The sequence below is a fragment of the Capsulimonas corticalis genome (assembly GCF_003574315.2).
Taxonomy (GTDB): domain Bacteria; phylum Armatimonadota; class Armatimonadia; order Armatimonadales; family Capsulimonadaceae; genus Capsulimonas; species Capsulimonas corticalis.
In genome coordinates this window covers 3,139,191-3,164,367 of sequence record NZ_AP025739.1, presented here as the reverse complement: position 1 = coordinate 3,164,367, position 25,177 = coordinate 3,139,191, and the positions used below count along the sequence as shown (strand labels likewise).

Annotated in this window: 22 protein-coding genes and 1 pseudogene; 14 read left to right on the top strand and 9 right to left on the bottom strand. The window is 52.5% G+C overall.

The genetic code is table 11. The annotated features are described in order from the left end of the window. Window positions 1-200: 200 nt before the first annotated feature. Complete coding sequence (locus tag D5261_RS13360; protein ID WP_119325080.1) at window positions 201-761, bottom strand: DUF2500 family protein; 561 nt, start codon at window positions 759-761, stop codon at window positions 201-203. A 266-nt stretch (window positions 762-1,027) separates the two neighbouring features. Between D5261_RS13360 and D5261_RS13355 the strand changes: the two genes are divergently transcribed. The 3 genes from D5261_RS13355 to D5261_RS13345 all read left to right on the top strand — a co-directional run bounded on the left by D5261_RS13355 (window position 1,028) and on the right by D5261_RS13345 (window position 5,383). Continuing rightward, a complete protein-coding gene (locus D5261_RS13355) occupies window positions 1,028-1,357 on the top strand; it encodes an STAS domain-containing protein (RefSeq protein ID WP_165864714.1) in 330 nt (109 codons plus the stop codon). 105 nt (window positions 1,358-1,462) lie between these two features. Continuing rightward, window positions 1,463-3,862, top strand: a complete 2,400-nt coding sequence (locus tag D5261_RS13350; RefSeq protein ID WP_301002353.1) for a SpoIIE family protein phosphatase — start codon at window positions 1,463-1,465, stop codon at window positions 3,860-3,862. Window positions 3,863-3,952: 90 nt separating this feature from the next. Then, on the top strand, window positions 3,953-5,383 hold the full coding sequence (locus D5261_RS13345; RefSeq protein WP_301002499.1) for a PAS domain-containing protein: 1,431 nt from the start codon (window positions 3,953-3,955) through the stop codon (window positions 5,381-5,383). A gap of 78 nt (window positions 5,384-5,461) precedes the next feature. On the opposite strand, the gene D5261_RS13340 is transcribed toward D5261_RS13345, so the two are convergent. Continuing rightward, window positions 5,462-7,018 carry a SpoIIE family protein phosphatase gene (locus D5261_RS13340; protein WP_301002498.1) on the bottom strand — a complete coding sequence of 519 codons (1,557 nt, stop codon included), beginning with the start codon at window positions 7,016-7,018 and terminating at the stop codon, window positions 5,462-5,464. A 204-nt stretch (window positions 7,019-7,222) separates the two neighbouring features. Here D5261_RS13340 and D5261_RS13335 point away from each other — a divergent pair, with 204 nt between their 5' ends. The 4 genes and pseudogenes from D5261_RS13335 to D5261_RS13315 all read left to right on the top strand — a co-directional run bounded on the left by D5261_RS13335 (window position 7,223) and on the right by D5261_RS13315 (window position 9,827). Further along, complete coding sequence (locus tag D5261_RS13335; protein ID WP_125206446.1) at window positions 7,223-7,672, top strand: hypothetical protein; 450 nt, start codon at window positions 7,223-7,225, stop codon at window positions 7,670-7,672. Window positions 7,673-7,726: 54 nt separating this feature from the next. Next, a protein-coding gene (locus tag D5261_RS13325; protein WP_435792410.1) for an IS3 family transposase occupies window positions 7,727-8,918 on the top strand; the annotation gives its coding sequence in 2 pieces (ribosomal slippage) (window positions 7,727-8,005 and window positions 8,007-8,918; 1,191 coding nt in all). Window positions 8,919-8,969: 51 nt separating this feature from the next. Beyond that, window positions 8,970-9,263 (top strand): annotated as a pseudogene (locus tag D5261_RS13320) (PAS domain-containing protein); the annotation flags it as partial. Between the two features lie 21 nt (window positions 9,264-9,284). Further along, complete coding sequence (locus D5261_RS13315; protein WP_301002550.1) at window positions 9,285-9,827, top strand: GGDEF domain-containing protein; 543 nt, start codon at window positions 9,285-9,287, stop codon at window positions 9,825-9,827. Between the two features lie 112 nt (window positions 9,828-9,939). On the opposite strand, the gene D5261_RS13310 is transcribed toward D5261_RS13315, so the two are convergent. Next, window positions 9,940-12,375, bottom strand: coding sequence for an HD domain-containing phosphohydrolase (locus D5261_RS13310; RefSeq protein WP_119325313.1), 2,436 nt, complete (start codon window positions 12,373-12,375; stop codon window positions 9,940-9,942). Window positions 12,376-12,671: 296 nt separating this feature from the next. Here D5261_RS13310 and D5261_RS13305 point away from each other — a divergent pair, with 296 nt between their 5' ends. From D5261_RS13305 to D5261_RS13295, 3 genes are all read left to right on the top strand, one after another. Beyond that, window positions 12,672-13,481, top strand: coding sequence for a YsnF/AvaK domain-containing protein (locus D5261_RS13305; RefSeq protein WP_119325314.1), 810 nt, complete (start codon window positions 12,672-12,674; stop codon window positions 13,479-13,481). A 55-nt stretch (window positions 13,482-13,536) separates the two neighbouring features. Beyond that, window positions 13,537-14,319, top strand: a complete 783-nt coding sequence (locus D5261_RS13300) for a YsnF/AvaK domain-containing protein (protein ID WP_301002495.1) — start codon at window positions 13,537-13,539, stop codon at window positions 14,317-14,319. A 126-nt stretch (window positions 14,320-14,445) separates the two neighbouring features. Continuing rightward, complete coding sequence (locus D5261_RS13295; RefSeq protein WP_119321502.1) at window positions 14,446-14,883, top strand: YsnF/AvaK domain-containing protein; 438 nt, start codon at window positions 14,446-14,448, stop codon at window positions 14,881-14,883. 97 nt (window positions 14,884-14,980) lie between these two features. Here the strand turns inward: D5261_RS13295 and D5261_RS13290 are convergent, their stop codons facing one another. Together D5261_RS13290 and D5261_RS13285 are read right to left on the bottom strand one after the other, a co-directional pair. Further along, a complete protein-coding gene (locus D5261_RS13290) occupies window positions 14,981-15,178 on the bottom strand; it encodes a hypothetical protein (RefSeq protein WP_119321501.1) in 198 nt (65 codons plus the stop codon). 144 nt (window positions 15,179-15,322) lie between these two features. Further along, the gene (locus D5261_RS13285; RefSeq protein WP_119321500.1) at window positions 15,323-15,559 is read right to left on the bottom strand and encodes a hypothetical protein; all 237 of its coding nucleotides are present in this window, start codon (window positions 15,557-15,559) and stop codon (window positions 15,323-15,325) included. Between the two features lie 243 nt (window positions 15,560-15,802). On the opposite strand from D5261_RS13285, the gene D5261_RS13280 reads away from it, so the two are divergent. Further along, complete coding sequence (locus tag D5261_RS13280; RefSeq protein WP_125205982.1) at window positions 15,803-16,219, top strand: hypothetical protein; 417 nt, start codon at window positions 15,803-15,805, stop codon at window positions 16,217-16,219. A 298-nt stretch (window positions 16,220-16,517) separates the two neighbouring features. Here the strand turns inward: D5261_RS13280 and D5261_RS13275 are convergent, their stop codons facing one another. From D5261_RS13275 to D5261_RS13265, 3 genes are all read right to left on the bottom strand, one after another. Beyond that, window positions 16,518-16,910: a hypothetical protein gene (locus D5261_RS13275; RefSeq protein ID WP_301002494.1), complete on the bottom strand. Its 393-nt coding sequence runs from the start codon at window positions 16,908-16,910 to the stop codon at window positions 16,518-16,520. A gap of 228 nt (window positions 16,911-17,138) precedes the next feature. Continuing rightward, complete coding sequence (locus D5261_RS13270; protein WP_165864204.1) at window positions 17,139-18,272, bottom strand: AlbA family DNA-binding domain-containing protein; 1,134 nt, start codon at window positions 18,270-18,272, stop codon at window positions 17,139-17,141. A 159-nt stretch (window positions 18,273-18,431) separates the two neighbouring features. After that, window positions 18,432-19,091 (bottom strand): toxin-antitoxin system HicB family antitoxin, encoded by a 660-nt coding sequence (locus D5261_RS13265; protein ID WP_119321495.1) that lies wholly within the window; start codon window positions 19,089-19,091, stop codon window positions 18,432-18,434. A 191-nt stretch (window positions 19,092-19,282) separates the two neighbouring features. On the opposite strand from D5261_RS13265, the gene D5261_RS13260 reads away from it, so the two are divergent. The 3 genes from D5261_RS13260 to D5261_RS13250 all read left to right on the top strand — a co-directional run bounded on the left by D5261_RS13260 (window position 19,283) and on the right by D5261_RS13250 (window position 24,612). Next, window positions 19,283-19,657 (top strand): hypothetical protein, encoded by a 375-nt coding sequence (locus tag D5261_RS13260; RefSeq protein WP_119321494.1) that lies wholly within the window; start codon window positions 19,283-19,285, stop codon window positions 19,655-19,657. A 280-nt stretch (window positions 19,658-19,937) separates the two neighbouring features. Next, a complete protein-coding gene (locus tag D5261_RS13255) occupies window positions 19,938-21,389 on the top strand; it encodes a Y-family DNA polymerase (protein ID WP_119321493.1) in 1,452 nt (483 codons plus the stop codon). A gap of 10 nt (window positions 21,390-21,399) precedes the next feature. After that, window positions 21,400-24,612, top strand: a complete 3,213-nt coding sequence (locus D5261_RS13250) for a DNA polymerase III subunit alpha (RefSeq protein ID WP_165864203.1) — start codon at window positions 21,400-21,402, stop codon at window positions 24,610-24,612. 74 nt (window positions 24,613-24,686) lie between these two features. On the opposite strand, the gene D5261_RS13245 is transcribed toward D5261_RS13250, so the two are convergent. Beyond that, window positions 24,687-25,088 carry a hypothetical protein gene (locus tag D5261_RS13245; RefSeq protein WP_119321491.1) on the bottom strand — a complete coding sequence of 134 codons (402 nt, stop codon included), beginning with the start codon at window positions 25,086-25,088 and terminating at the stop codon, window positions 24,687-24,689. Window positions 25,089-25,177 lie beyond the last annotated feature (89 nt).

Genomic DNA, 25,177 nt, shown 5'->3' with positions numbered 1-25,177 from the left:
TTGCGTTTGCACATCGTATTCGTAGATCGTTATTTTCCCTTACAATGTTGTCGAGGCGAAGAGTTTTTGCCGAGGCTCCCATATACTCTGGAATATTCTTCGCTCTGGACACTGCTCAATTGCATCCAGAAAGCTCATTGCAGCTCAAGCCGCCGCAGGCACCTTCGCCTTAAAGAGGCACACCGCCCCGCCAACACCAGTCAGTACCGCGAAAAACACCGCATACGTCGTGGACGCAGGCGTCCGTGGCGTGCGATAAGCGCTAATGAGATGCTCGCCAGACGGCGACGATCCGCCCATCGGCACCCTACCGCTGAATGGAGCCGATCCGCTTCCGCAAGTATTCCGTATTCAGAGCCGCTGACCCCGAATTCACCCCTTATGCCATTATTGTCTTCAAACGTCGCATAATAGGTGGTGGAAGCGTTCTCCATCCCAGATATTTGTGTGCGTTTGGCGACAACTTTGGTATCCGTTTCTAAGATCGGCGACGCATCATTCGCGGCGTTTTCTGCGGCGGCTCTCTGAAGCTCGCGTCCCAGGAGCGTGGCGACTAAAGCAAAGAGCACCACAGGTGCAGCCATCAACGCAGGCCAAAACTGCACGTCGCCGTCGCCAGCGTCATTGCCACCAGCAAGATTGGCGTGGCAACCCCTCACGCGATATGAGTATGGCGCGACATCGAATTCCTCGCCCATTTCATCCAGGCATCCGATCACACAAAGCACGGCGTTCTTAATCTCCAGGCTTGCCTCGGTCATATGATCCCGTTCGGTTAGGCCCAGCGGCGGCTCGGCGTCATGTAGTTCAGAGTAGACCAGGACATGTCCATAAGAGGCCGTGCTGATGCCAATGGTTCCAGGTACGAGCGCCAGTCTGTCGCGCGTCGTCTACTCGATCGAGAAGGATGGATGGCCCGCATTGCCAAGTTGAACGGCATCCTAAAGCATCAACGGCGTTCTTGGGTAACACTTGTCGTTCTTGGGTATGTTATAAAGCTCCCCTTCACCTAGGAACTCCAATTGAAATGCAGCACATCAACCTTACCCAAGACGTGCTCGATGAGGGCCGTATACTCAAATTCACCATCGAAGGTGATCTCGATCTTACCAACGCCCAGTCCATTCAACAGAGTGTTACTCAAACTGCGGCGAGCACTTCCGCAGAAACGATCATCGTCGATATTCGAAACGTGCATTTTATTGACAGCGCGGGTCTGGCTGTTCTGCTTTATTTCCATAAAGTGACCTATATTGATGGTAAAATGCATGTCATTGCACGTCCCAAATCTCAGCCTGAGCGGGTTTTAAAGTTAGACCGATTCAACACGTTTATGGATATTCGGATTGAAGAATAGCGGCATGCCGCATCGTTGATCTACAGTCGTAATAAAAATCGGGATGGGGATGTGCTATTATCATGCGAGCGATCCTTACGCTAACCTCAGAAAGTCGGTATTAATGTGCATGAACGCCATCGAATCCTTATTGTAGACGACGATGCTCAAGATCGCCATGCCGTCATAGATGCGCTGCGACAGACCGCCCATATGGACGGAATTGAAGTGGATGTGGTCGAATCCGACACCATTGCAAGCGCGCGTGAGGTTCTGCAGCACGAAGATTTCGCATGCGTCTTTCTTGACCATGATTTGCCTGATGGTACGTCGTTGGACCTTTTGACGGAAGTTCGCTCCCAGGGTCTCTCGACGCCTATCATCGTTCTAACGGGCGAGCGCAATCAACAAACGATTGTCGAAGTCATGAATGCGGGAGCACTGGACTACCTGCCAAAGGAAAAGCTCCATCCTGATCTCGTGGCGCACTCCGTCCGCGCGGCGCTGATCTTTCGCCAGGCTCAGCGCGAAAAGCAAGCGATCCTGGATGCTCTGCGCGAAAGCGAACAGCGCTCACGGCAGATGATCGACGCCATTCCCCATGTCGCATGGATTACAGAGCCAGACGGGTCGGTAAACTACTATAATCAGCGATGGTACGAATACTCTGGATTGACACAACAAGAGACACAAGATTGGAGCTGGGAGGCGGTCATTCATCCAGATGACCTGAAGCGAGCAGACAGCGTATGGCGCACGGCTGTCGAATCGGGAGTGGACTCCGAGGTGGAATATCGTCTTCGCCACGCGGATGGACTTTACCGTTGGCATCTGGGGCGTTCGCAACCCGTGAAAGACACGGCGGGTGAAATCAAAGCGTGGGTTGGCACAGCAACCGACATTGAGGAGCGCAAGCAAACTGAGGAGCTACTGATCCGTAGTCAGGAAGACTTACAGTTCTCCGTTAGCGCGGCTCGCCTCGGAACCTTCTATTGTGAATGGCCCCTGGACAAAATCATTTGGAACGAGACCTGCAAAGAGCACTTCTTTCTTTCTCCGAACGCTGACGTTGACATCAAGCTGTTTTACTCACTTCTTCATCCTGCCGACCGTGAGCCGACGCGCCTCGCCATTGAGCAAGCAATGGCAAATCAAGTTGAATACAATGTTGAATACCGCACGCTCGCCCCTGACGGACGCACGCGCTGGGTGAACGCCGTGGGCCGTTTCCAATATCACGAAGATGGAACTCCCAAGCGCTTTGACGGGATTACCATCGATATCGCTACTCGCAAGGCAAACGAGGAAGCGATAAAGCGTCGCGCCGAACGCGAAGCGCTACTCAACCGCATTGGGCATGCACTGCGTGTCTCACTCGATCCTCAGACTATCTTGGAGACGGCTGTTAGAGAGCTTGGGCAGGCGCTAAGCGCAGACCGATGTTATTATGCCTCTTACGATCAGAATACTAACGTCGCCACAATCGGTCCTGATTGGAGCGCAGCAGGCTTGTCCCCTATTTCTGGTCAGTATCCGATGTTGGATTTTGCCGTAAATCACGATCCAATCTTTCAGGCGGGAAGAACTCAGGTCATGACGGATACAAGTCCAGACCTCGCAATGCTTAACCTGGGTATCCGTTCACTGGTTCGAGTGCCTTTAGTGTCTGGAGCGGTGAAGACTGCTCTCTCAGCGGCAATGTCGAACGATGCGCGTGCCTGGACCCCAGAGGAGATATCTCTGGTGGAGACGGTGGCGACCCAGACCCAAACGGCGCTGGAAGCGGCGCGACTGCTGCACCGCGAGCACAATATCGCAGAGCAGCTTCAGTCTGCCCTCCAGCCCATAGTACCCCAAAGCATTCCTGGCTTGGAGGTAGGCTCCTTCACGCGCCCTGCGCTCGATGAAGCGTCGGTCGGCGGCGACTTCATGGATGTGTTTGCACTGGATAAGGGATTGTTTGCGCTGGTGATTGGCGATGTGTCAGGAAAAGGTCTCGCTGCTGCCCAGCAACTCGCTCTGATCAGAAACAGCTTGCGCATGGCTCTTTATCAGCACAATTCTCCTGCTGTAGCCGCAACGACCTTGAACAGCACTGTTACTTCTCATGATCTACTCATTGGCTTTGTGACCGCCTGGGTCGGCGTGTATGACGCTGCGACAGGACAGATTACCTATTGCTCCTGTGGACACGAGCCTGCATTGATACGGCGAGCGAACGGCACCATCCAAACGTTGGAAACATCTACTCCGCCGTTGGGAGTTACAGCCAACGCACACTATAGTGATTGCGTCATAACATTGGCTTCAGGGGATGCACTTCTGCTGTACACGGATGGCGTCAGCGAGGCGGGTCCAAGCCGCCGCGATCTACTTGGGACGGATGGACTAATCCGTCTGCTGGACGCGTTACGAACGGATACGAATGCTCAGCAACAGGCAGAGACAATTGTTGCGGAAGCCAGCGCTTACGCCAATGGCGCGTTCAGTGACGACGTAGCTGTTCTACTGGCGCGACGGCAATGATCATCTGTTCTTTCAGAACCTTCACCCCTACAAGCGCTCATTATCATGGCATGCATACTTATGAATCCGCATTTTTAGCAAGGTAGCAAGATGGACGGGATCGACGAATCAGAACGCAGTCACGCCGATGATGGCGACATCTCCAGGGAACGCTTACTCCTCATCGCAAACAATACGCCGTTGCTGGTTGCATTTGTTGGCGCGGATGGCCGCTACCAATTCAACAACGACACATACAATAAGTGGTTTGGCCTTCACGCGCCTGATCTTCGTGGTAAAGAAGTCAAAGAAGTTATCGGTGAAGCAGCCTATCTCACGATCCAACATCATTTGGAAGCTGCGCTTGCAGGGAATATCGTGACCTACGATATGATGGTGCAATACGCCAATGCGGGACGCCGCTTCGTTCGAACCACACTCGTCCCTGAAAAAGACGCCACGGGAGCTGTGTTAGGGTTTATGCTGTTCGTGAGCGACGACAGTAACCTTCACGATGCGCAGGCCCAGATCACGTCCGCGTATAATCGTCTGCTGCTGACCAGTGAGATCGGACGAGCGGTGCGAAGCTCTGCCGATCCGCAGGAGATTATAGAAACCACGACGGCAGCATTGGGAGAAGCGCTGAACGCGGATCGTTGTTACTATGTTACTTATGACTTACAACGCGGCGATAGCTTCGTTGGCCCCGAATGGCGACGCAACGGCGTATCCTCTGTCGCAGGGACGCATCGTATTTCCGATTTCAGCCCCAACCGAAATCCAGCATATTTCTTAGGCCAGACAAACGTCATCGAAGATGCATTCCTCCTCGCAGACAGTGATGTCTCCAAGAAACTCGGCGTCCGCGCGGTCATACGTGCGCCAATCCAGCAGGATGGCCAAACGACAGCCCTTGTGGTGGCGATGGCGACTGAGGCGCGCATTTGGACGGAGCAGGAAGTTGCTCTTGTGGAAACCACAGCTTCTCAAACACGCGGAGCGGTCGAGGCCGCGCATGCACGCCAGCGGGAACGGGCAATCCTTCGTGATGTTCTTGCGAGCGTGACGGGGGGCAAGCTCAATCTCGTGTTCGACCGTACTGAGCTGCCAACTCCCGTGGGCCAGAGAGTCGATACTAGTATGTCGTTGACGCCCACGGAAGGGTTGCGTGGTCTGCGCCATCTTGCGCGGCAGGCGGCTCTGCACGCAGGTCACTCCGACGAGCGTCAAAACGATTTAATCACAGCAGCGAGCGAAGCGGGAATGAACGCTATCGTTCATGCAGGTGGTGGGGACGCTTGGGTGCAGTTGACTGAGAAGGGCATGGTGCAAATTTGGATCGAAGATCACGGAAAGGGCATTGCGACGATGGATTTGCCCAGAGCAGCGCTCGCCCGTGGATACAGCACTCAGGGTACGCTTGGTCACGGGATTAAGATGATGTTGGAGACCAGTGACCGCGTTTATCTCCTGACAGGTTCAAACGGAACTACTGTTGTTTTGGAACAGGAGCGCGAGGCTCCAATACCTGCATGGTTGTAGCAAGCAATCTCATCATATCGAACATGAAAATTCAATGCGAAATTGTTGTTAGCACACGTTGGAGATACACAAGAGCCATTACTTCTTGCGAACCAGCACCAGGCAGGCATCATCGCGTAAATCACCGTGAGCAAAATCTACGGCGCCAGTCAAGATTGCCTCGCCCATGTCTTTCAGCGTTCCGTGGCGGTGCTTCACCGCCAGCTTCGCCAGTCCATCGTCTCCAAGAAACTCCTTGCCATGCCGCGCTTCCGTGACGCCATCCGTGGCCATCACGAGCGTATCCCCAACCGCAAGCTGGAAGTCAACCTGGTGATATCGGCTCTTCGGCTCCATATTAATACCAAGCGGCATCCCTGACGCTTTCAAAACTTCCGTGACGCCATTTGTGCGGATCAACAACGGTCCTTCCATTGCCGCCACTGAAACAGTTCCCATACCCGTTTGTCGGTCAATAATCGCAAGCGACAGACACACGGGCATATCACCACCCTCCGTGTTGATTCCTTTTAAAAAAAGACGGTTGCTCTCAGAAAGATAATCGTTCATCTGCTGCAGAATGCGTGATGGCTGCACATGCTCACGTATGTATGCTCGTAGGGTATGCTTGAGTTCCGTGGTAAACACGGCGGATGAAAGGCCGTGTCCCATCACATCGCCACAGACCAAGGCAACATGCCCATGGTCAAAAGCAAATGTGTCCCAAAAGTCGCCGCCAACGAGCGCTTCGTTCGAAGCAGTAGAATATACGGTCTGAACTGACAATCCAGAAAAGGCATCCTCATTCGGCTGAAACAGCATTGTACGCTGTAGGACGGTCGCGATTTTCTTGTCCCGCTTGTGTTCTACAGCAACTTTGGCCTCCAACAGTTTACGCTCCGTCACATCACGGATATTGCATTGAATGACCTGAGTATTGCCTTCCTGGTAAATATTGCTGACGAATTCGACTTCGCGTTTCTTGTCTCCCTCACTTGCGAGCGGCAAGTCTTCGTATCGGATATAGCCTTGTTCCTTCAATTGGCGAAAAGCATCGCGACTGGCCTCTTCATCTTTGAGCAGACCGATCTCCCATAATTCCTTGCCTATGAGTTCCTCATGAGAATAACCAAGAAGCTCGGTCATGAATGGATTGGCTTCCGTGATCTTTCCATGCTCACTGTCGAGAAGCAAAATTCCATCGCGAGCCGCTTCAAAAAGTCGTCGATAACGCGTTTCTGAGACAGCGACTGCTTGCTGCGCTTGCTTCCGTTCAGTGATATCTTCTATGACCAGAATGATCAGAGCATTACGATTTCCTGCGCCAAACAGTTTCCGTGCATTAACGAGCATATCACGACGCCCGATCTTTGGAAAGTTGTGGGATATCTCGAAGTCGTCGAGGGGCTTCTTGTTGGGGAGAATTTTTGTGAGGAGAGCGATAAGTTCAGGAATATTCCACTGACCGTTTCCCAAATCAGAGAGTTGCTGGTTCTCAGTTTCATTCGCTGTTGATCGAAAAGTTTTATAAAAAGCTCGATTCGCGGACACTACTCGAAGTTTGGTATCCAAAACTAGCAAGGGGTCTCTAATGCTGTCGCCGATATTGAGAATGTAAGTCATTGCTTCTTGAAGAAGCAAACTGGCGCGCGGCATGGAAACCTCAGAAACTATATGACAAGGTGATAATAGCTGTACCCATCAATCAACATTATAAATCACGCCACCAAGCAAGCATTATCATACGGCATATCTTGTCATACAATTTTTCAAAAGCTAAAATTCGGGGTATCTTGTTTACTGACAAGTCGATGCACCGATCAAATCGGTTCGCTGCATTGAAGCATTACGAACCGATATATGGAGATCACCAGCATGGACATTCGGGGAAATACGCTTCTAGCGCGACCAAATTCAGTGCTCAGCCAGGCAAACGACTATATTGGGCATGCGTTTCCAAAAGATACTCTGGATAACATTCTCCATCCACTTCTTGTGCTGGATGAGAATGCAAAGATTTGCTCGTTCAACCAAGCATATAGTTCGAAGTGTGGTTCAACGGAAGTATCAATTGTCACGGAATCCTTATATGATGTTCATCAAGGCCAATGGAATATTCCAGAGCTACACACGCTCTTATATGATGTAATAGTTCAGGGGCATCACTACGCCATTGTAAAAGTTTCCAGCAAATTCTTAGGGATTGACCTGAAGACGATTGTTTTCTATGCGCGACAGATCAAGCGGCACGACAGCACTATGATTTTACTCTCTATCGAAGACGCGACGGCGTATAATGAGGCAGTATAATGGTCCCATAAATTCGGACAGTAAATGGGGCACAATTAAGGTGGATTCACCACCATGCCCAACACCCGAAAACAGTATTCCGCCGCCTTCAAAGCCCAGGTCGTTTTGGAGGCGCTCAAAGAGACAAAGACTGTTGCCCAGCTTGCTTCCGAGCATCAGATTCATCCGAACTTGCTGACCAAGTGGAAGCAGGAAGCCATCGCGGATTTGGCTCTCGTCTTTGAGCGAAAGAACTCGCAGGCCAAAGCTCAAGAAGCCCAGGAGCAAAAAGTCGAACAGCTTTACCAGGAGATCGGTCGCCTCACGACGCAGGTGAACTGGCTGAAAAAAAAATCTGGCCTCGAACCTGACGCTTAACGAGCGCCTGGCCCTGGTCGAACGCGAAGAGCGCCATGCTATGCCGCTGCTCTGGCAGGCCGATCTCTGGCAGGCCGATCTGCTGTCCGTGGCGCGCAGCAGCTTGTACTACGAACCGCGTCTCACTCGGGAGGCGGAGATCGCAATCAAGCATCGACTGGACGAATGGTACACCCAGCGGCCGTGTCTTGGAACACGCAAACTGGTGACGCTTTTGGCGCAGGAAGGCATCAACGTCGGGCGACATACGATCCGTCGGTATCGTGCGGAAATGGGCCTGTTTACTCTGTATTCCGCTCCGAATCTGTCCAAGCCCAGTGGTCCAGACCACAAGATTTATCCGTACCTACTGAGCGGTCTTTGCATTGATCGACCCAATCACGTCTGGGGCGTAGACATCACCTATATTCGGCTGCGCGGCGGCTTCCTTTATCTGGTGGCGTTCCTCGATTGGTTCTCCAGGCTGGTCGTTGCCTGGGAGCTCTCCGACACGCTGGAAATACCATTCGTGCTGAGCTGCGCCGCCGCGTCATTAAAGAGCGCTGTGCCTGAGATCGTCAATTCGGATCAGGGCAGCCATTTTACGAGCGAGAAGTTCACGAGCCAATTTTTGACGGCGGGAGCGCGCGTCTCCATGGACGGACGCGGACGCTATTTGGACAACATTTTCACGGAGCGTCTGTGGCGCAGCGTCAAACAAGAAGAAGTTTATCTGGCCCATTATGAAACACCGCGTGAGGCTCGCCAAGGTCTTTCGTCCTATTTGAAGTTTTACAACGAGGTTCGGCCACATCAGTCGCTGGGCAATCTGACGCCCGCTGTTGTGCATGCCAAGCCGCACCAACTGCTCAGAAAACAACCACTACAGAAAGGAGACAGTCCACCTTAAAAGAGGCCGTTTGACTGTCTTGACAAATAGGACCACCTTACGAACCTCAACGATATCGTTGCATACGCCAACCCATATATGAGGCAAATTACGGGATATAGTCCCGAGGAACTGATCGGACAACGGGCCATGGACTTGCTCCTTGCGCCCAAAGACAGAGCAGCCATGGAATCCCGTAATAATGACCGCGCCGAGGGTAATTCCGCAACTTACGAAATTAAATGCGTTCACAAGAATGGCAGCGCGGTTTGGGTCGAGATACGTGCGATCCCATATCGCAACGCTTGTGGGGAGATCGTTGGCACTCAGGCCACAGTCAACAACATCACCGCGCGCAGGGAGTCCGAGCAGCGCCTTCAGGAATATATGGTGGTGCTGGAGTTTCAGAGAAATGAGCTGGAAAAGGCCAATGCGGAGCTGGAGGCGCTGGCGACCACGGATGGGCTCACGGGTCTAAAGAATCATCAGGCCTTCCAGGAATGTCTATCCGAAGAGGTTCAACGCGCATTGCGGCACGGGCAGTCGTTGTCCCTGGTGCTCATGGATGTTGATCACTTCAAACATTTCAACGATACCCATGGGCATCCCGCTGGCGATGTTGTGCTGAAAACCGTGGCGCTTATTCTTCGAGAAGTCGCCCGCGACACCGACCTGACCGCAAGATATGGCGGCGAAGAGTTTGTCACCATCCTGCCCGAGACAGACATCGAAGGCGCATCCGCTCTTGCGGAACGCTTACGCGCTTCCATCGAACGCCATTACTGGCCTTTGCATCCTGTTACGGCTTCATTTGGCGTTGCCGCATTAAAACATACGGATATCTGCGGCGCGGACATTATCGCACGCGCGGACAGGGCGCTTTACCAGGCAAAAGCGGCGGGACGTAACCGTGTGGTCGTAGATGGATAAGTATCGCGCGTAACTTGGGTTATTACTCTTGGTTCTGTCGCAGTAGGGCTAAGATCGCGAGATACTGTGGAACTCCAACGCCAATGCGGTTACAGTCTGGCGCGACACGACATCAAGCTGCTAAACGAAAGCAATTCTCTTCCGTGGCTAGACGCTGTTTCGCTCGTAAGAAGGCGTCCACACACATCCCATCCCATTGTTCTCCTGTCCCTGCGGAGAGGATGGAAATGGCGCGCTCAATTGCCATTCCTTTACGATATGGACGATCCATCGTCATGGCGGAATAAGCATCCGCTACCGCCATGATGCGTGCAATCAATGGGATTTCTTCTCCACGAAGGCCCATAGGATATCCACTCCCATTGTAGCATTCGTGGTGATGCCGAATGGCGTCCAATGTCGCCTCCAGCCCTGGAACAGCGAACACGATGGCCGCGCCCATTTGCGGATGCTGTTTGATGGCGGCGTATTCCACGTCCGTAAGATTTCCAGGTTTGCGCAGGATGGCGTCAGGCACCCCAATCTTGCCGACATCGTGAAGCAAGGCTGCGACGGCGAGAGTATGCTGAAATTTCTCGTCCATTCCAAGTTCGCGAGCGATTACCAGACAATGGTCCATCACATCTTCGGAATGGTGGCGAGTGTAGCGGTCTTTGTTGTCCACGGCGTTGACCAGGGCGTCCAGCATCGAAAAGCCGTCGATGGCTTGGTGGAGATATTCACGCATCTGATCAGCATCCGTGTCGTCCGCGCCGCCCGTTTTCGCTCGCCGAAGCCGCTCTTCCGCAAGATGTAGAAGTTCCAGGCGTTCGCCCCCGTCAGCAGGACAAACCACTATCCCTATGGAGCATGTGATTGGAATGGGCATACTGAGGCCCTGGAGACAAAAAGTCAGGTCTTGCAGCTTTTCCATCAATTCTCTTTCCAAGTCACCCCTAGAATGGAAGCCGATATCAGCCAGCAACAGAGCAAACTCATCGCCGCCAAAGCGGGCCGCGACATCGCGGAAACCGCAAATCGTTTGTAAACGGTTAGCAACCATGCGCAAAACCTCGTCGCCCGTGACATGACCGTAAAGAGTGTTAAAGAACTCGAAGTTGTCGATGTCGATCATGATCAAGGCCAGCGATCCGCCGCCGCGCGCAGTTTCGTCAATGCGCTGCTCCGCTTGCCGATGGAAGGCGCGATGGTTCCATAACTCCGTGAGGGAATCGTGATCTGCTCGGAATTGAGCTTCGATCAAATCATGCTCACGCTGCATTTCCCAGGCTTTGCGATCTGTAATATCCTGCACGAACCCTTCGTAACAGATCAGCGTGCCTTGATCGTTAAACACGGGACGAGCACTTTCCGAAATCCATATCACACTGCCATCTCTGCGTCTGATCTGAGAATCGAAGTGCTTCACTCCACCATTGGCGGTCATCAGACGTGTGAATTCCGCTCGACGGTCTTCCGCAACGTAAAGCTGGGTCGAAACATCGGAAATCTCACCAATCATCTGCTGCGGAGATGCATACCCATAAATCTGAGCCAAAGCAGAATTGGCCCTGAGATAACGTCCTTGCGGCGTCGTTTGAAAAATTCCCTCCGCCGCGTTCTCAAACAAGCTCTGGTAGCTCGCTTCTGCTGCTCTACGGGCGTCCTCCGAGACTCGCTGCGGCGTCAGATTATGCACGACTACGCAGACTGCAAGCTCGTCCTCGTAGGTGATAACCCGTCCGCTGACTTCCACGACAATCACTGAGCCATCCTTATGCAGATATTGTCGCTCGCTGAGCGCCACCTCCTTGCCTTGCCACAATGCCTCCACGATGCGGTCGATGCTGGACCTGACATGACCAACGATGTCGTATAGCGTTAGCTGTCTCATCTGTTCCTCGGTGTAGCCGAGCATCACCCTGAACGCGGCATTGGATTTGATCACACGCCGCGTGGATGGGTCAAAGAGAAAGATGCCCTCCACAGCATGTTCGATAATAGCTGTGAGTTCCTCTTCACGCTGCAGCAAAACCGATTGCGCCAGGGAGCGCTCCTGGATCAATTTGTCCTGAATCATGACCCGCCGCTGCAACTCGATTCGCCCTGCAACTTGTCTGGCCAGCATTTGGAGGACGGCTATTTGCTCATCACTCAGTTCACGCGCAACACGATCAATGACGCACAATGAACCGAGGGCGACGCCATCGGAGGTGAGCAGCGGCGCTCCCGCATAAAACCGAATGTTGGGCTCAGCGGTAACCAGGGGGTTGTCGGCAAATCGTTCGTCTGCCAAGGCGTTTGGAACGATAAGCGGATCAGACTGGAGAATCGTATGCGCGCAGAATGCCTGATCTCTGGGTGTTTCCGTAACATTCAAACCGATGATGGATTTGAACCACTGACGCTCCTTGTCGATGAGGCTGACAGCGGCGATGGGAGCGCCGCAGATTTGAGCGGCGAGTTTTGTGATATCGTCAAAGACATCCTCGGCAGGCGTATCAAAGATGCCCACCTCACGTAGAACAGTCAATCTCTTATATTCGTCAGCGGACAAAGGAGCATTCATTGTCTAATCCAAGTTTTCTTCAACACTTCAAATTCATGGGCCAGGTTTATTATCGGTTTCCATCGCACGGATTCGCAGATCACCTCTGAACGCCAATTTTTTAGCTCGTATTCTCAGCGAGCTGAAATTTCCCAATAGCAAGCGTTTGTCTTGCATTAGGGCGGGGTAAACCGTGAATGTTGGTAGGGAGCGGGATTCTCGCCAAGAGAAACTTTGTCAAAAGCCATCGTAGTTTTTGACAAAAACCCACCCTATGGACAACCAAAATCAGCAAAAAAATAGAAGGGGTTAAGATAATGTCTACGGAAGTTTTAGGATTGTACGACACCATTGACGCGGCCAATCAGGCGGCTCAAGCACTGGAGCAAGCGGGATTCTCAGCGAACGACATCGTTGTCGAAACGTATCGCGCGAATGCTTCGGGCGCGACGACGACCGCTCAGGAAAGTGGCTGGGACAAGGTTCTGGGCAAACTTCATTTGATTGCTCCAAAGCACGACGCGGCGTATTACTCCAACGGACTTCGCGACGGTCAAACGTTCGTGACGGTAACAACCACCGACGACAGGATCCAAAACGCCGCCGATATCCTTAACGCCAACGGCGCGCTCGACATCGAAACAAACATCGCCGAGTTCTATCAAAAAACGGGAGCCGAATACGCGCCCTCAGCGAACCTCACTGCGACTGGTCTCAACGCGGCGGACGATAACACCGTCATTCCTGTGATCGAGGAAGAACTGCAGGTCGGTAAGCGACAGGTACAGCGTGGCGGTGTGCGCATTTATCAGCATATCACTGAGCGCCCCGTGGATGAGCAGATCAGCCTGCACGAAGAAACCGTGACTGTAGACCGCCACGCCGTGGATCGCCCCATCACCGATGCTGACGCGGCGTTTGCCGAAAATATCCTCGAAGTCACTGAGACGAAGGAAGTCCCTGTTGTCGCTAAATCAGCGCGCGTGGTCGAAGAAGTCGTTGTCGGTAAAACTGCCACGGATCGCGTCGAGACCGTGCATGACACCGTGCGCCGCACGGATGTGAATGTCGAAGAAATTGACGGCGACGACCTGGAAGTCGATGAGACACAGAAGGTCTTGCGCTAATCTTAACACGTCATCAGCGATTACAGCCAATCATTCGAAAGATAAAAGGAAAACTATGGCCACGAACGATTATAAAGATGAAGTTCTCGATGAACACGGAAAAGAGCCTGCAACGAAGCACGATGTGACCGAAGGCGGCGTGCTTGGCGCGGTCGGCGGAGCCATTGTAGGCGGCCTGGCGGGCGGCCCCGTGGGCGCACTCATCGGAGCCATTGCGGGCGGCGCGGCTTCTGCGGCGGCGGTAGATGTGGTGGACAAACACGATCACGACTACGCCCGTACAGTCGCTGGTTCGGATGCCCCCGTGGCGAATACTATCCGTCCAGTGGATACTTACAGCACGCCATCGGCGGCAAACACCGTACCCACTCCCGTTGCGGCTGCTCGTGTGGAGGATTATTCGGCGACTGCCGCCACTCCCACAGATACCCTGGCGCGGACGGATGCTGTTGACACCGATGGCAAAACGGTCATTCCCGTGATCGAGGAAGAACTCGAAGTCGGTAAGCGACAGGTACAATCAGGCGGCGCGCGCGTCCACACGGAAGTCATCGAAACGCCCGTGGAGGAAAACGTCACGCTTCATGAAGAGCATGTCGTCGTGGACCGTCGTCCCGTGGACCGCGCGGTTTCCAGCGCGGATAACGCCTTCCAGGATGGCGTCATCGAGCTCACGGAAACGGATGAAGTTCCCGTGGTTGCGAAGACCGCGCGCGTGGTGGAGGAAGTCGTGATTGGCAAAACCGCCACGGATCGCGTGGAGACCATTCATGACACCGTGCGGCGCACGGATGTTGAGGTCGAGGAACTGGAAGCCGAGCGCGATCTGAAACGCTAAGGAATACTCGGATGCAGGTTCGGAATCTCTTTCCGATCCCCAGCACAGCGCCCAGGCGGAGGATCGACGACGATCAGCCCCTGGGCGCAATTACGTTTTATTGGCGGCAATGAATAGGAGAACTTCATGCCAGCAGACGATCCCAGGGCCACGCTTTGCAATGACGAGAACCGCATCGTCGTCCCCATTATTGAAGAAACGCTGGATGTGAGAAAGCGCATCGTCGAAACAGGCAAAGTACGAATTACCAAGACGGTGACTGAGCGTGAAGAAGTGGTCGATATCCCATTTCTGCGCACCGAGGTTGATGTCCGTCACGTCCCCATTGACCGATTTGTGGATGCAGCGCCGCCGATACGCCATGAAGGTGATGTGATGATCATACCAGTGATGGAAGAGGTCTTGGTGGTGGAGAAACGGCTGAAGCTCAAGGAAGAAATCCACGTCACCCACCGCCAGACCGAGTATCACGATACACAAACGGTGGTTCTTCGCAGAGAATCAGTCTCCGAAGATCGTGTGGTAAGCGCAGACTATGGTGAGCAGTCCATATCGTCAAGCTGAAACAGACTAAGCCGTCAATTTTGGTTCAGGTGTATCAGAATTGACGGCTTAGTCTGTTTTGTCTGACTTGAATGCATACTAGAATGTAGTCCAGTTCCTACCCCAGCTTCTTCTTCAACATTGGCAATCCCGTGAGAGCATTCTCCGAAATTTCATAGCCTTCTGGCAGCGCATCGACAGCCCCGTCCTTCACTTTCTTGGCGAAGTAATAGAGCTTCGTCTTGCCGTTCGCGGCTGTGCGCGCGTGAAGAAAGTATTCGATGCCTGATTTCTTGCTCTTTGCTGAAAATGCCATGGTTGAGTTTCCTTTGGAGCGTGTGAAACGCCAGTGTTTGATTTTATACGCGAGATTTCTGTGGACATCGAAGTGTGTCCTATGGCCTATGTTCAATGACTATCATATTATCTGTGAGGGCACTATCAACACACACGATCACGATTATCTCTGATCGATAATAATATCATCGTTTAAAAATGTCCACCGCTTTGGAAACGTGATATCCGCCCAATTCGCCACGGCTTCTTTATCTTCATGCGGTTTATTAATGATGGCTTCTGAAATATAAGTCCATTCCACCTGAACGACGTTGGCCTGAATGAGAGCACGGCGGATTTCTGACTCAATCTGATTCAGGGGCTTTCCTTCAACGTAGATACGTGCAATAATCCGAGCCATTATTCTTCTCTAAGGTTTCTTTGTTATTGTTGTGATTGCACGTGTCGTCCATCTACGATGAAACATACGTTCCATTTTAAATCTCTACATTCCTCCCTGAAGTGATGCTCGCGTGAAAAAGAATGTCGTAAGGCATTGATTTTTCATTCTTCAAAGGCCAATCTTATGAATTCCACGCGGTATAATAGCCGACAGCGCTTTAACCACGCAAGTTCAAACCCAAATGTAAGGATGTATAAACATATGCCAATCGAATGGTATGCCACAGCAACCGCTCCCACAGCCCAACAAACAGATTATAAAATCTCAAAATCGACCATAGTGCTCTCTGAGCAGGGTCAAGGAAAACTTCCTGATGGAGCCGCTGTCAAACTCGGCTATGACGCCGACCGTAATGTGATTGCCATCGCACCCGCTACGGATGGCGACAAAACCGCATTCAAGATTTCTCGGCGCGGTCGCGGAATCCAACAACAAATCACGGCAAAGAAGCTGTTCCAGCGTTTTGGAATTGCTCCTGTAGAAGGCGGAATCGAAGGCAACTTTGAAGAGGCTGATGGAATTTTGATCGCTTCGCTGGCAGGAAGCGGTACTACGAAGCGACGGCGCCGCACCAAGGCGGAGATGGCTGCGGCTGCGGCGGAAGTAACGGCTGAATAATCGCTTTTGGGCCAGCTCGCGGAGGCAGAGAATCTTTCGCTATGGGCTGGCCTAATTAATGCTCTTCCCCACCCCGCAACAAAAATCCCCGCATCCTTTGATACGACCTACTCGGCTCTGGCCGCTCCAAGTCTTTCAGGCTGACAATCATCCGACAAGATAGTCGGCCTCACCATGTGCGCTTTCCAGAAATAAGCACGACTACATAGCATTACACAGCAGCCACGAGCTGCCCAAGGAATGCTATGAATGCCTACATCGAAATCTCTCCGCGCGGCTTCAGCAACGAAACCGAGCTTTACATCGTCACGCCCGCGCAGATCGCCGTAGCGCTGCCAATCATCAATGACCATCGAAACGCTTGGGCGAGGCGGGTGTCGGCCAGCAGTGGGATTGTGCGAAGGGCTAAGCGGTTGGCGAATAAGCCTATGGGAGTGGAAATCCCAAGGCTCGCGGAGGGGGTTGTGCGTTCGTACAGGGTGATGTGTGAGTGGGCGGATGGGTCGGTGAGTTGGGATGGAAAGGAACTCCCTGAGGTATAGAGACTTGAAAGCGCGATAAAGTGAATTTCCAGCCTGGCCGTGGTTTGATTGAAGGTCGTGGGAAAGCTCGCCATCCCTGTCGCGACCTGCGTTAGGGCCTGGCTGGGCTTCTTGGCGTATGTGGGCACCAGGATCAACGAGAAGCGCATCAATGGTCATTCCGATACGATCCAGACCCTGCTTCTTAACACGCCAAGCTCTGCAATCCCTGGCGCTTCGTCTGTCAGCGTCACAGTCAACGAGAACGCGGCTCCAAAGACGCAGGAAACTTCTGGCACGGCGGATGCGGAAGAAATCAAAGACGCCGTGTCCTGAAAAGATCATGGCTTTCGATCACCTGAATTAGTGTAAGAGCTACATCCACGTTTCTTACACGGCTAATTGCCTAGTGGAGATTTGTCATTTCCAGCCGCCTGGTGGAACATGTCCAAGATCGGCTTTAACGCTTTGGCAGGATTCGCATCGATATCAAGATCATCCAGTATCAATTCTGGCAACAAAATGGTACTGCGGTCGAAGCTGCCAGTATCCAGTAGTCGGTTTTTCATGTTATAAAATGAAATACTGAGCATGACAGGGGGAGAAACGCCGACAATATCAGCCACATCCAATAAATTGTGAATTGTTTCTGTAAGTTGCTTTTCAAATTGTGGAGTGCTGATATATCGCTCTTGCCCTAATAGTTGGCTATCAACGCATTCAAATATCCCATTGCGATATGCTTGCATGTATGTGTAGCCGTAATTATGGGGATATGTGCCTTTTTCGTTCGATGTGAATATGCCATCCAAATTGTAACGAAAATTATAGCCCCAAGCGGCAAGTTTGCGATATACGCCAGAATCATCTTTGAAAGATTGTAGTGAAATGGGTTCTGGATTGTCAATCACATTAAGCGGTATCAAATGTATTGCGTATTTCGCATTTGGTGAAAATTTGAAATATGGTACATCTTTTTCGGCTAATACAGTGTTCGCCCCTGACCTCTCAATCGCTTCTACACGTTGTGAAATAAAAGACCTGATCTCTTTCACAATGCTGTCAGCACCAATAAAAGCATCTCGGATTTGCCTGATATCCATGTTGACGTTCCCCGAATTATTTCTTTGAGCAAAGCAATATCTGTGGTCTTTCAGCACACCGTGAGGCTTAAACAAACTGCGCTTTATCCTGATTATTAACGCAAAACCGCCACGCTCTAGTGGAATATCTTTCATTGAAAACTCCACACGTGGCTCTATTGCGGAATCCGCCGATTGTTGTAGCTTGAGTTTGATCGATTCTGCCGATTGCCCTTGTATGCCGACCAACTCTTTGGGCAATCCGCTCTCTTCCCCTTTGCCTTCCTTCATTCCGACTACTAAGTCGCCGCCAGATGAATTCGCAAAAGAAGCAATATCTTTGTGCAAACCGAAGAAATCAAAGCCACTGCCGTCAGCCGTGCGGTTGCAATCGGCTTTATAGTCAATCGTCAATCCTTCACTGACCTGTGCATCAATCAGGTCAATCAAATCTTGTTCTGTGATCTCAGAGAGAGGTTTCTTATCATCTTAACGCTCGGTTGAATCAAGAGAAATGGTTATATGCATTTCGTGTTTCACTATTCATTTGCTGCCCATTATGCGTAGCTTGATACCCCGCATTGATCGCCGCATTTTCCGTTTGTGACGTTACTCAGACCGCATTGAGGTAGGTATATACACCAGTACATCAGGGTCAGGTTGTATATTCGCCCCCCTACAAGCATCTTTGTATGCGTCATAAGCATTCATTATGGCGTCACGGTGTGCCCTGAGATCATCACGCGGTCCACCGAGCGATATTGCTTCCAAATAATTCATATATGATTGAATCTCATGGCGAACTGAAATCTCAAATCGATTCACCTGTGCTCGCATCTTGTCTTGCTGCCAATCTCCTAATATTTCAGTGATCAACTGGTTCAATGACGAATTCGTCAAAGAGGCTGAATACGCCAAATAATTGTGAATTATTGGTGGTAGTCGAAGAGTTATTCGCTTTTCGATTTTGCTCTGCTCAAGAAGCTCATCGTATGAAATTTTTGTTTTGTTTGGGTAGGTGAATTCATGCTCCCATCCAGTAATCCAATCTTTATCAGGAACGATCTGATAGTTACCCCACCTCACCCCAGAATCTCCAAAAAAATAACCTGCTTGTTCTATCGTATCCTTCACGATTTGATATTCGAGGTCTTGAGGGACATTGGTCACAAACAATTCCACCGTCTGCATAACCCCATTCACTGGGTGATTCGCTTGAATAACGATGTTGTGGACGACGGCCCAATGAACGTATCCGTTTGCTGCCATAAGATGATCCTCCTGCAATTTTTCACATTATACACTTTTGCGTCAATGGTGTCAATAGTGTCAATAGTGTCATTTTTTTAAGTAGCAAAATAGCGAAATGTGGTATGACGCCCGTCTTACGAACAAGTGTTTGACAAATCCTGAAACCGCCAATATAATAGTGCTACTTGAAATCAAGGAGACGACGCACTATGAGCGAGACCATCACGACAGCACCCCCACACATCGGAAATCTGTTTGGCCCAGAATGGGAGGACGAGCTGGACTCGATGGATGGCATAGTGAAGTCCGTGGGCAGCTTCATGCTGAAACCACACAAGCGCAGGGTCATTCTCACGCTTTCTGGCGAGCCTTCTGAGCCAGGTCAAAAAGCGCCGCTCATTTTTATGGAAGCCTACAGTCCTGATGAAGCTGACATGGTGGCCGATCAGCTCAAACGCATGGCTCAAAGAGCACGTAAGGGCCAAAATGTCGATCTGCAAGATGAAGAACGTTATTATATGCGAGATTTTGAAGGCTTCTTCGACAATCTCGATGAAGAAGACGATGAAGATGCAGATGCGTGACGTTGCCTAGCCCACTTCGGTCATCCGATTTACCCATTATGAGACGAAAGATCGCCCCAGGGATTGAGGTGCCCCTCTGCCCCCTGGGGCGATTTTTGTTTCTTCCTTTCAACCCATAGCCACACAATCTCTGCCGTAAAAGCCCCAACTGTAAATCACTCTTCACTACAACCGTAAATTGCCCTACTAATCGAACAAACGTTTGACAAAAGCACAATACGTCTACTATAATCACATGTCTACCACCATTTAGGAACAATAGGACATGGAGGATTGAGAAATGATCGTGTGTATCCGCATGGAAGTTATCGGGATCGCGTGTGAACGAGCGCGGCTTCCGCACCTTATTGGACAGCCGATTGTCTTGGCGACGGCGGACGGAGCCGTAAGGTGCGCATCGGCGGAGGCAAGGTCGATGGGGATATCCAAAGGTTTATCGACATCTACCGCCAGCGCGCTCTGCCAGGGCCTGATCGTGCTACCATATGACCAGGCTTCCTATGCAGAAACCGCTGAAGCGATTTGGGATGTTATCGCCGTAGAGACAAACTCAGTTGAACCGATCAATCCCGAACTGTATTACGCCGAGTTTGATGGACCCGACATTGCTGGCCGCGTGCAGCATCTCGCCAGGACCATCGCCGACAAGATCGGCGTTCCGATCTCGGTAGGATTGGGAAGTTCTAAGCTGGTCGCGCACGCAGCGGCGATGGTGAAGCCCCAGGACCGCGATGCCCAGGTTCATGTTGAAGTGATCGAGCAAAGTCACGAACCGTACTTGCTGGCTCAGTTCCCCGTGGATTTTCTCCCTGGCGTGGACGCCAAACTCATCCAGCGGCTCGGGAAGCTGGGCGTCACGACCATCGGCAACATCCGTAAAATCCCTGCGCCTGAGTTGGAGCGTCAGGTCAATAAGCAGATGGCGCTAAAGCTACGGCGGCTGGCCATCGGGGAGGACAGCGATCCAGTGAAGGCGTTGTGGCCGCAACAGAAGATCGAACACCGACATGTCTTCGATGACGAGGTTCGGCACGATGAGATCATCGCGCAGGCGTTGCAGGCATGCGTAGTCAAGATCGCCTTCGACCTCCAACGCGGCGGAAAATACTGCCGCACGGTCGCGCTCACGATCAAGGCCGATGATCAGTCGTTCGTTCATGAAAATGAACACCTTTACTCGCCATCTCACGACGCGGCGACGTTGCTGCGTACCGCGAACAGACTCCTGGCGCGACTTTGGCTACAGAAACCCGTGGTAGAGATTTCCGTGGCGGTGACAGGAATCGACGCTGGTGGAAGCGTTCAGCTAACGCTCTTGGACACGGCGAACAACTCGGACAGCTTCGCTCATGAAAGGAAGATCAGCCTGGAAGCCGAGATGCGGACGCTCCGAAAACGATACGGGCCAGCCTCGGTGGTGACGGGCTCGCTTCTGCTCAAGTCGTCAAAGTTGAATCTTTGGACCCACGCCCTTACCAAGCGCCGCGATGAGCGCGTGCGGGTCTCCATGGACCAATATGGACGGCCACTTCGATACAGCCGTTCAGGGCGCTCAGCCTACGACGGCGGGCGATATGAGATTGTTCGGGTGATCGACCAGTGGAGATCGTCAACGTGGTCCTGGGGCAAGATTGCTGAAGTGGATGCGTTTCGCGTGATGACTGAACCTCACGGAACATTCGAACTGCACAAGATCGGTGATGAGTGGCGTCTGCGGGCGACGGCGGATTAGCGGAGGCAATTTGTATATAGAACTGCACTGCCATTCGCCATATTCATTCCTCGATGGCGCATCCACAATAGAAGAACTTGTCCGTCAGGCGGCGCTGTTTGGCATGCCTGCTCTGGCAATCACCGATCACAACACGCTCACCGCCGCAGTCAAGTTTCACGAAGTTTGCGAGCAGTACGGCATAAAGCCGATCTACGGAACCGAAGTCACAATGAGCGACGGCAGTCACCTGACCCTACTCGCCAAGTCCCGCACGGGCTACGGAAATATCTGCCGCTTACTGTCCACCGCGTACGCCATCGGCGGTCGCCTCACGCCAGCTCTGCCGTGGGATCAGCTTGGTCTTCACACCGAAGGGGTGATCTGTCTCACAGGATGTAGACAAGGAAAAATCAGTTCGCTCATTCGCGATCATCGCTACAACGACGCGCTTGAAATTGCGCGACAACTCAAGGCGATTTTCGGCGCCGATCTCTTCATCGAGCTGCAAGACGACAGCACCCCACATGCCACCAGAGTCTGCCACGAGTTGGTCCTTATGGCGCGGCGGATCGGAGCGCGTTGCGTTGCAACGAACAACGTCCACTACGCCACCAGCGATGGAATGATCGCCCACGACATCAAGCGCTGCATTTCCATGGGGATCACGGTGGCCGACAACCATATCGCCAGGCCCTTCAATTCAGAGCGGAGGATGAAGTCAGCGCAAGAGATGTGCGATCTGTTCGCCTGGTGTCCTGAAGCTATCGCCAGTTCGATGATGATCGCTGAACAGTGCAGCGGCGACGGGATCATGCCGCTTGGGGAAGAAATCACTCCTGCCTATCCGACGCCAGGGGGCATAGAAGTGGCGCAACATCTCCGACACCTCGCCTTTAGCGGCGCTACACGGCGATATCGTGGACTTCCTGATCAGGTACGCAGACGGCTGAATGAAGAGCTGACCGTGATCGACATGCTGGGCTATTCATCTTACGTACTTCATGCGGCCAGAATTGTGCAGTGGGCGCGGGGTGAAGGGATCACGGTGACTGGACGTGGTTCTGCTGCTGATTCAATTGTGATGTACGGACTAAATTTGACAGATGTCGATGTGATCGAAAGACGATTGCCTTTCGCGAGATTTTTGTCCGTTGGAAAACGCCCAGATGTAGACATCGACTTCGAAGCGCGGCGGCGTGATGATGTGTTCCGCTGGGTTGCACGAACTTACGGCGAGGAGAATGTGGCGCTTTGTAATACATACGCAACATATCACGCAAAAGGTGCGTTGCGAGATGTCGGTAAAGCATTGGCGTTGCCGCCACAAGCCCTAGCGTGGTTCACGCGCCATATCTCGGGATTTGCCGATGCTAGTAAGATCGCCGAATCGTTTCAACGAAACCCTGAGCTTCGCGCTTACGCATCTTTAACTAAGAGATTTGAACAGCTCTTTGACTTGTGCAGCAAAATCGCAGGACACCCGAGACACATGGGTTCACACAGCTCTGGGTTGGTGATTAGTGGCCTTCCTCTCTCCAACTTGAATGTGGTTACGCCTTCGGCGCGCGGTGTATTGCCCATTGTGATGTTGGACAAGGATGATGTTGAGACCGCTGGTAGTGTGAAGCTCGACATTCTCTCCTTGCCCATACTCGCAGTCGTGAAAGACGCTGAGCGCGACATCCAGCGGTCGGATGCAAACTTCCAATACGACACCATTCCACGCGAGGACCAAGCGACTTACCGCATGCTGTGGAGCGGCGCAAACATGGGGGCATTTCAACTCGGTTCCCCTGCTCAGGCTGCTCTCGCAACCCAGCTTCATCCAAGCGATTTTGAGCACACTGTGGCCGCGATTGCACTTATAAGACCAGGTCCAATAAAAGCGCGGGCTGTCAAGAAATACGTCGCGGCGCGTAATGGGTACTCAAGAATCGAATATCTCCATCCAGCATTGGAGCCGATCCTTGGGCGGACTTACGGCGTGTGTTGCTTCCAGGAACAAGTCAGCTACATCATCGCAGCCATGCTGAACATTAACGACGCCCAGGCCGAAGTTTGGCGTAAGCAACTGGCTAAACACGCGCGTTTCGGAACGATGGGGCAGGCGCGGCAGAGTTTTGTGAAGCGAGCGTGTTACGTGCACCGCGACCTTTCTCTTGAAAACGCACACAAGATCATGGATGAACTGGAGGGATGGGGTTCCTTGGGCTTCACCGAGTCCCATTCTGCGTCATTCGCCCTCACCGCGCAGAAAACGGCTTACATGATCTGTCATCGTCCGATCCAGTATTACTCCGCGCTCATGAGCAGCGATACTCCCTGCGGGTTCTACGCTCCACAATCAATTGCAGCCGAGGCACGGCGGCGCGGAGCGCAAATCCTCCCGCTAAGCATCAACGAAAGCGCCTTGGCCTGCACCACGGACGACCAGGCGATCTCGATCCGCATTGGATTTTGTCTGCTCAGCGGCATCCGCAACGAGGACGTGGATGCTATCTTGGCACAGAGAGAAAGTGGCGCCTACCGCAGCCTCCTCGACTTCTGCGTGCGTGTTCCACTTCGCCGCGATCTGCTTGAGAGCTTGATCTTGTGCGGCGCGTTCGACGACCTTCATGATTACAATCGGCGCGGCCTCATTTGGCGGCTGAATGAAACCATCGCCAAAGCCCAGGCGATCCGCGCCGACACCACGAGCAGTTCACAACAGCGCCTAGAACTCCGCATGGTCGGCGCGGACGCCACACCAATAGCCTGGGAAATCGAGGATTTCAGCGACTGGGATAAACTGCTCTGGGAATGGCGGATCATCTCGGTGACCACGAGTTGTCATCCGTTTGCTCATCTGAGACAGTCGCTGGCGGCGCGAGGCATCATTACTGCGCACGAAGCGATGCAGCTAAAAACGGGGTACAGGGCGACTGTGGCGGGCTTGAACATCCGACCTCATAGGCCGCCAAATAAGGCTGGCGGAAGATTTCTCTTCACGACTATCGAGGATGAATCGGCGTATATGCAGACCGCGTTTTACAATGACGCGATTGAGAACAACATGGCCACGATTTTATTGTCTCCTGCGGTGATCGTGCGAGGGAAGATGGTGCGCAAAGGTTATGGGTGTTCGATGGAGGTGGAAAAGGCGTGGCCGCTGAGCATCAAGGATTTCCGCCCAGCGGAGAGCGTTGAGAGCCGCCAGGAATTAGTCGAGGTGGCGCGGACTGGGGCGCGGAGTTATCGATGATCGGGAGGCATGACCAATGCCGACAAAGCAAAAGCCCTTCGTCCGCTTGCGGACGAAGGGCCTTGTTTTAGGAGCTAGACGCCGTAAATCTCGCGTACCTTCGCCTTAGCACGTTCAAGACACTCGGGAAGCGGCACGGCGCCGCGCGTAAGATCGTAGTGAACGCCATCAATGGAGTAATGGTCGGATTTCGCCTGAGTGGGATATCCGAAGGGCTGCATGGGGAAGTAAATTCCGATTGTATGCCCCGCGTGCTTGTGTCCTTGATAGGCAATTCCAGGATATCTCTTCTGGATGAGCGCCTTAGCAAGCCGAAGATGCTCGCTCGTATCGGTGCTGTGTGACAGCGTGAAGGGAACGCCGTCGATTGTAACGGACACCTTCGTAAACGCACCGCTCTTGAGTGAGACGAAGGCGGCAACGAGGCTGATCACGATGTGATAGCCAAAGAAGAAGAGGTTGTAGGTCTGAGACATGTTTGTAACTTTCGTGGTTTGAGGTAAAGGCGGCAGCGATGATGCGGAGCCACAGAAGCGTGACAAGCAATCGTGCCAGGGGAGATCGA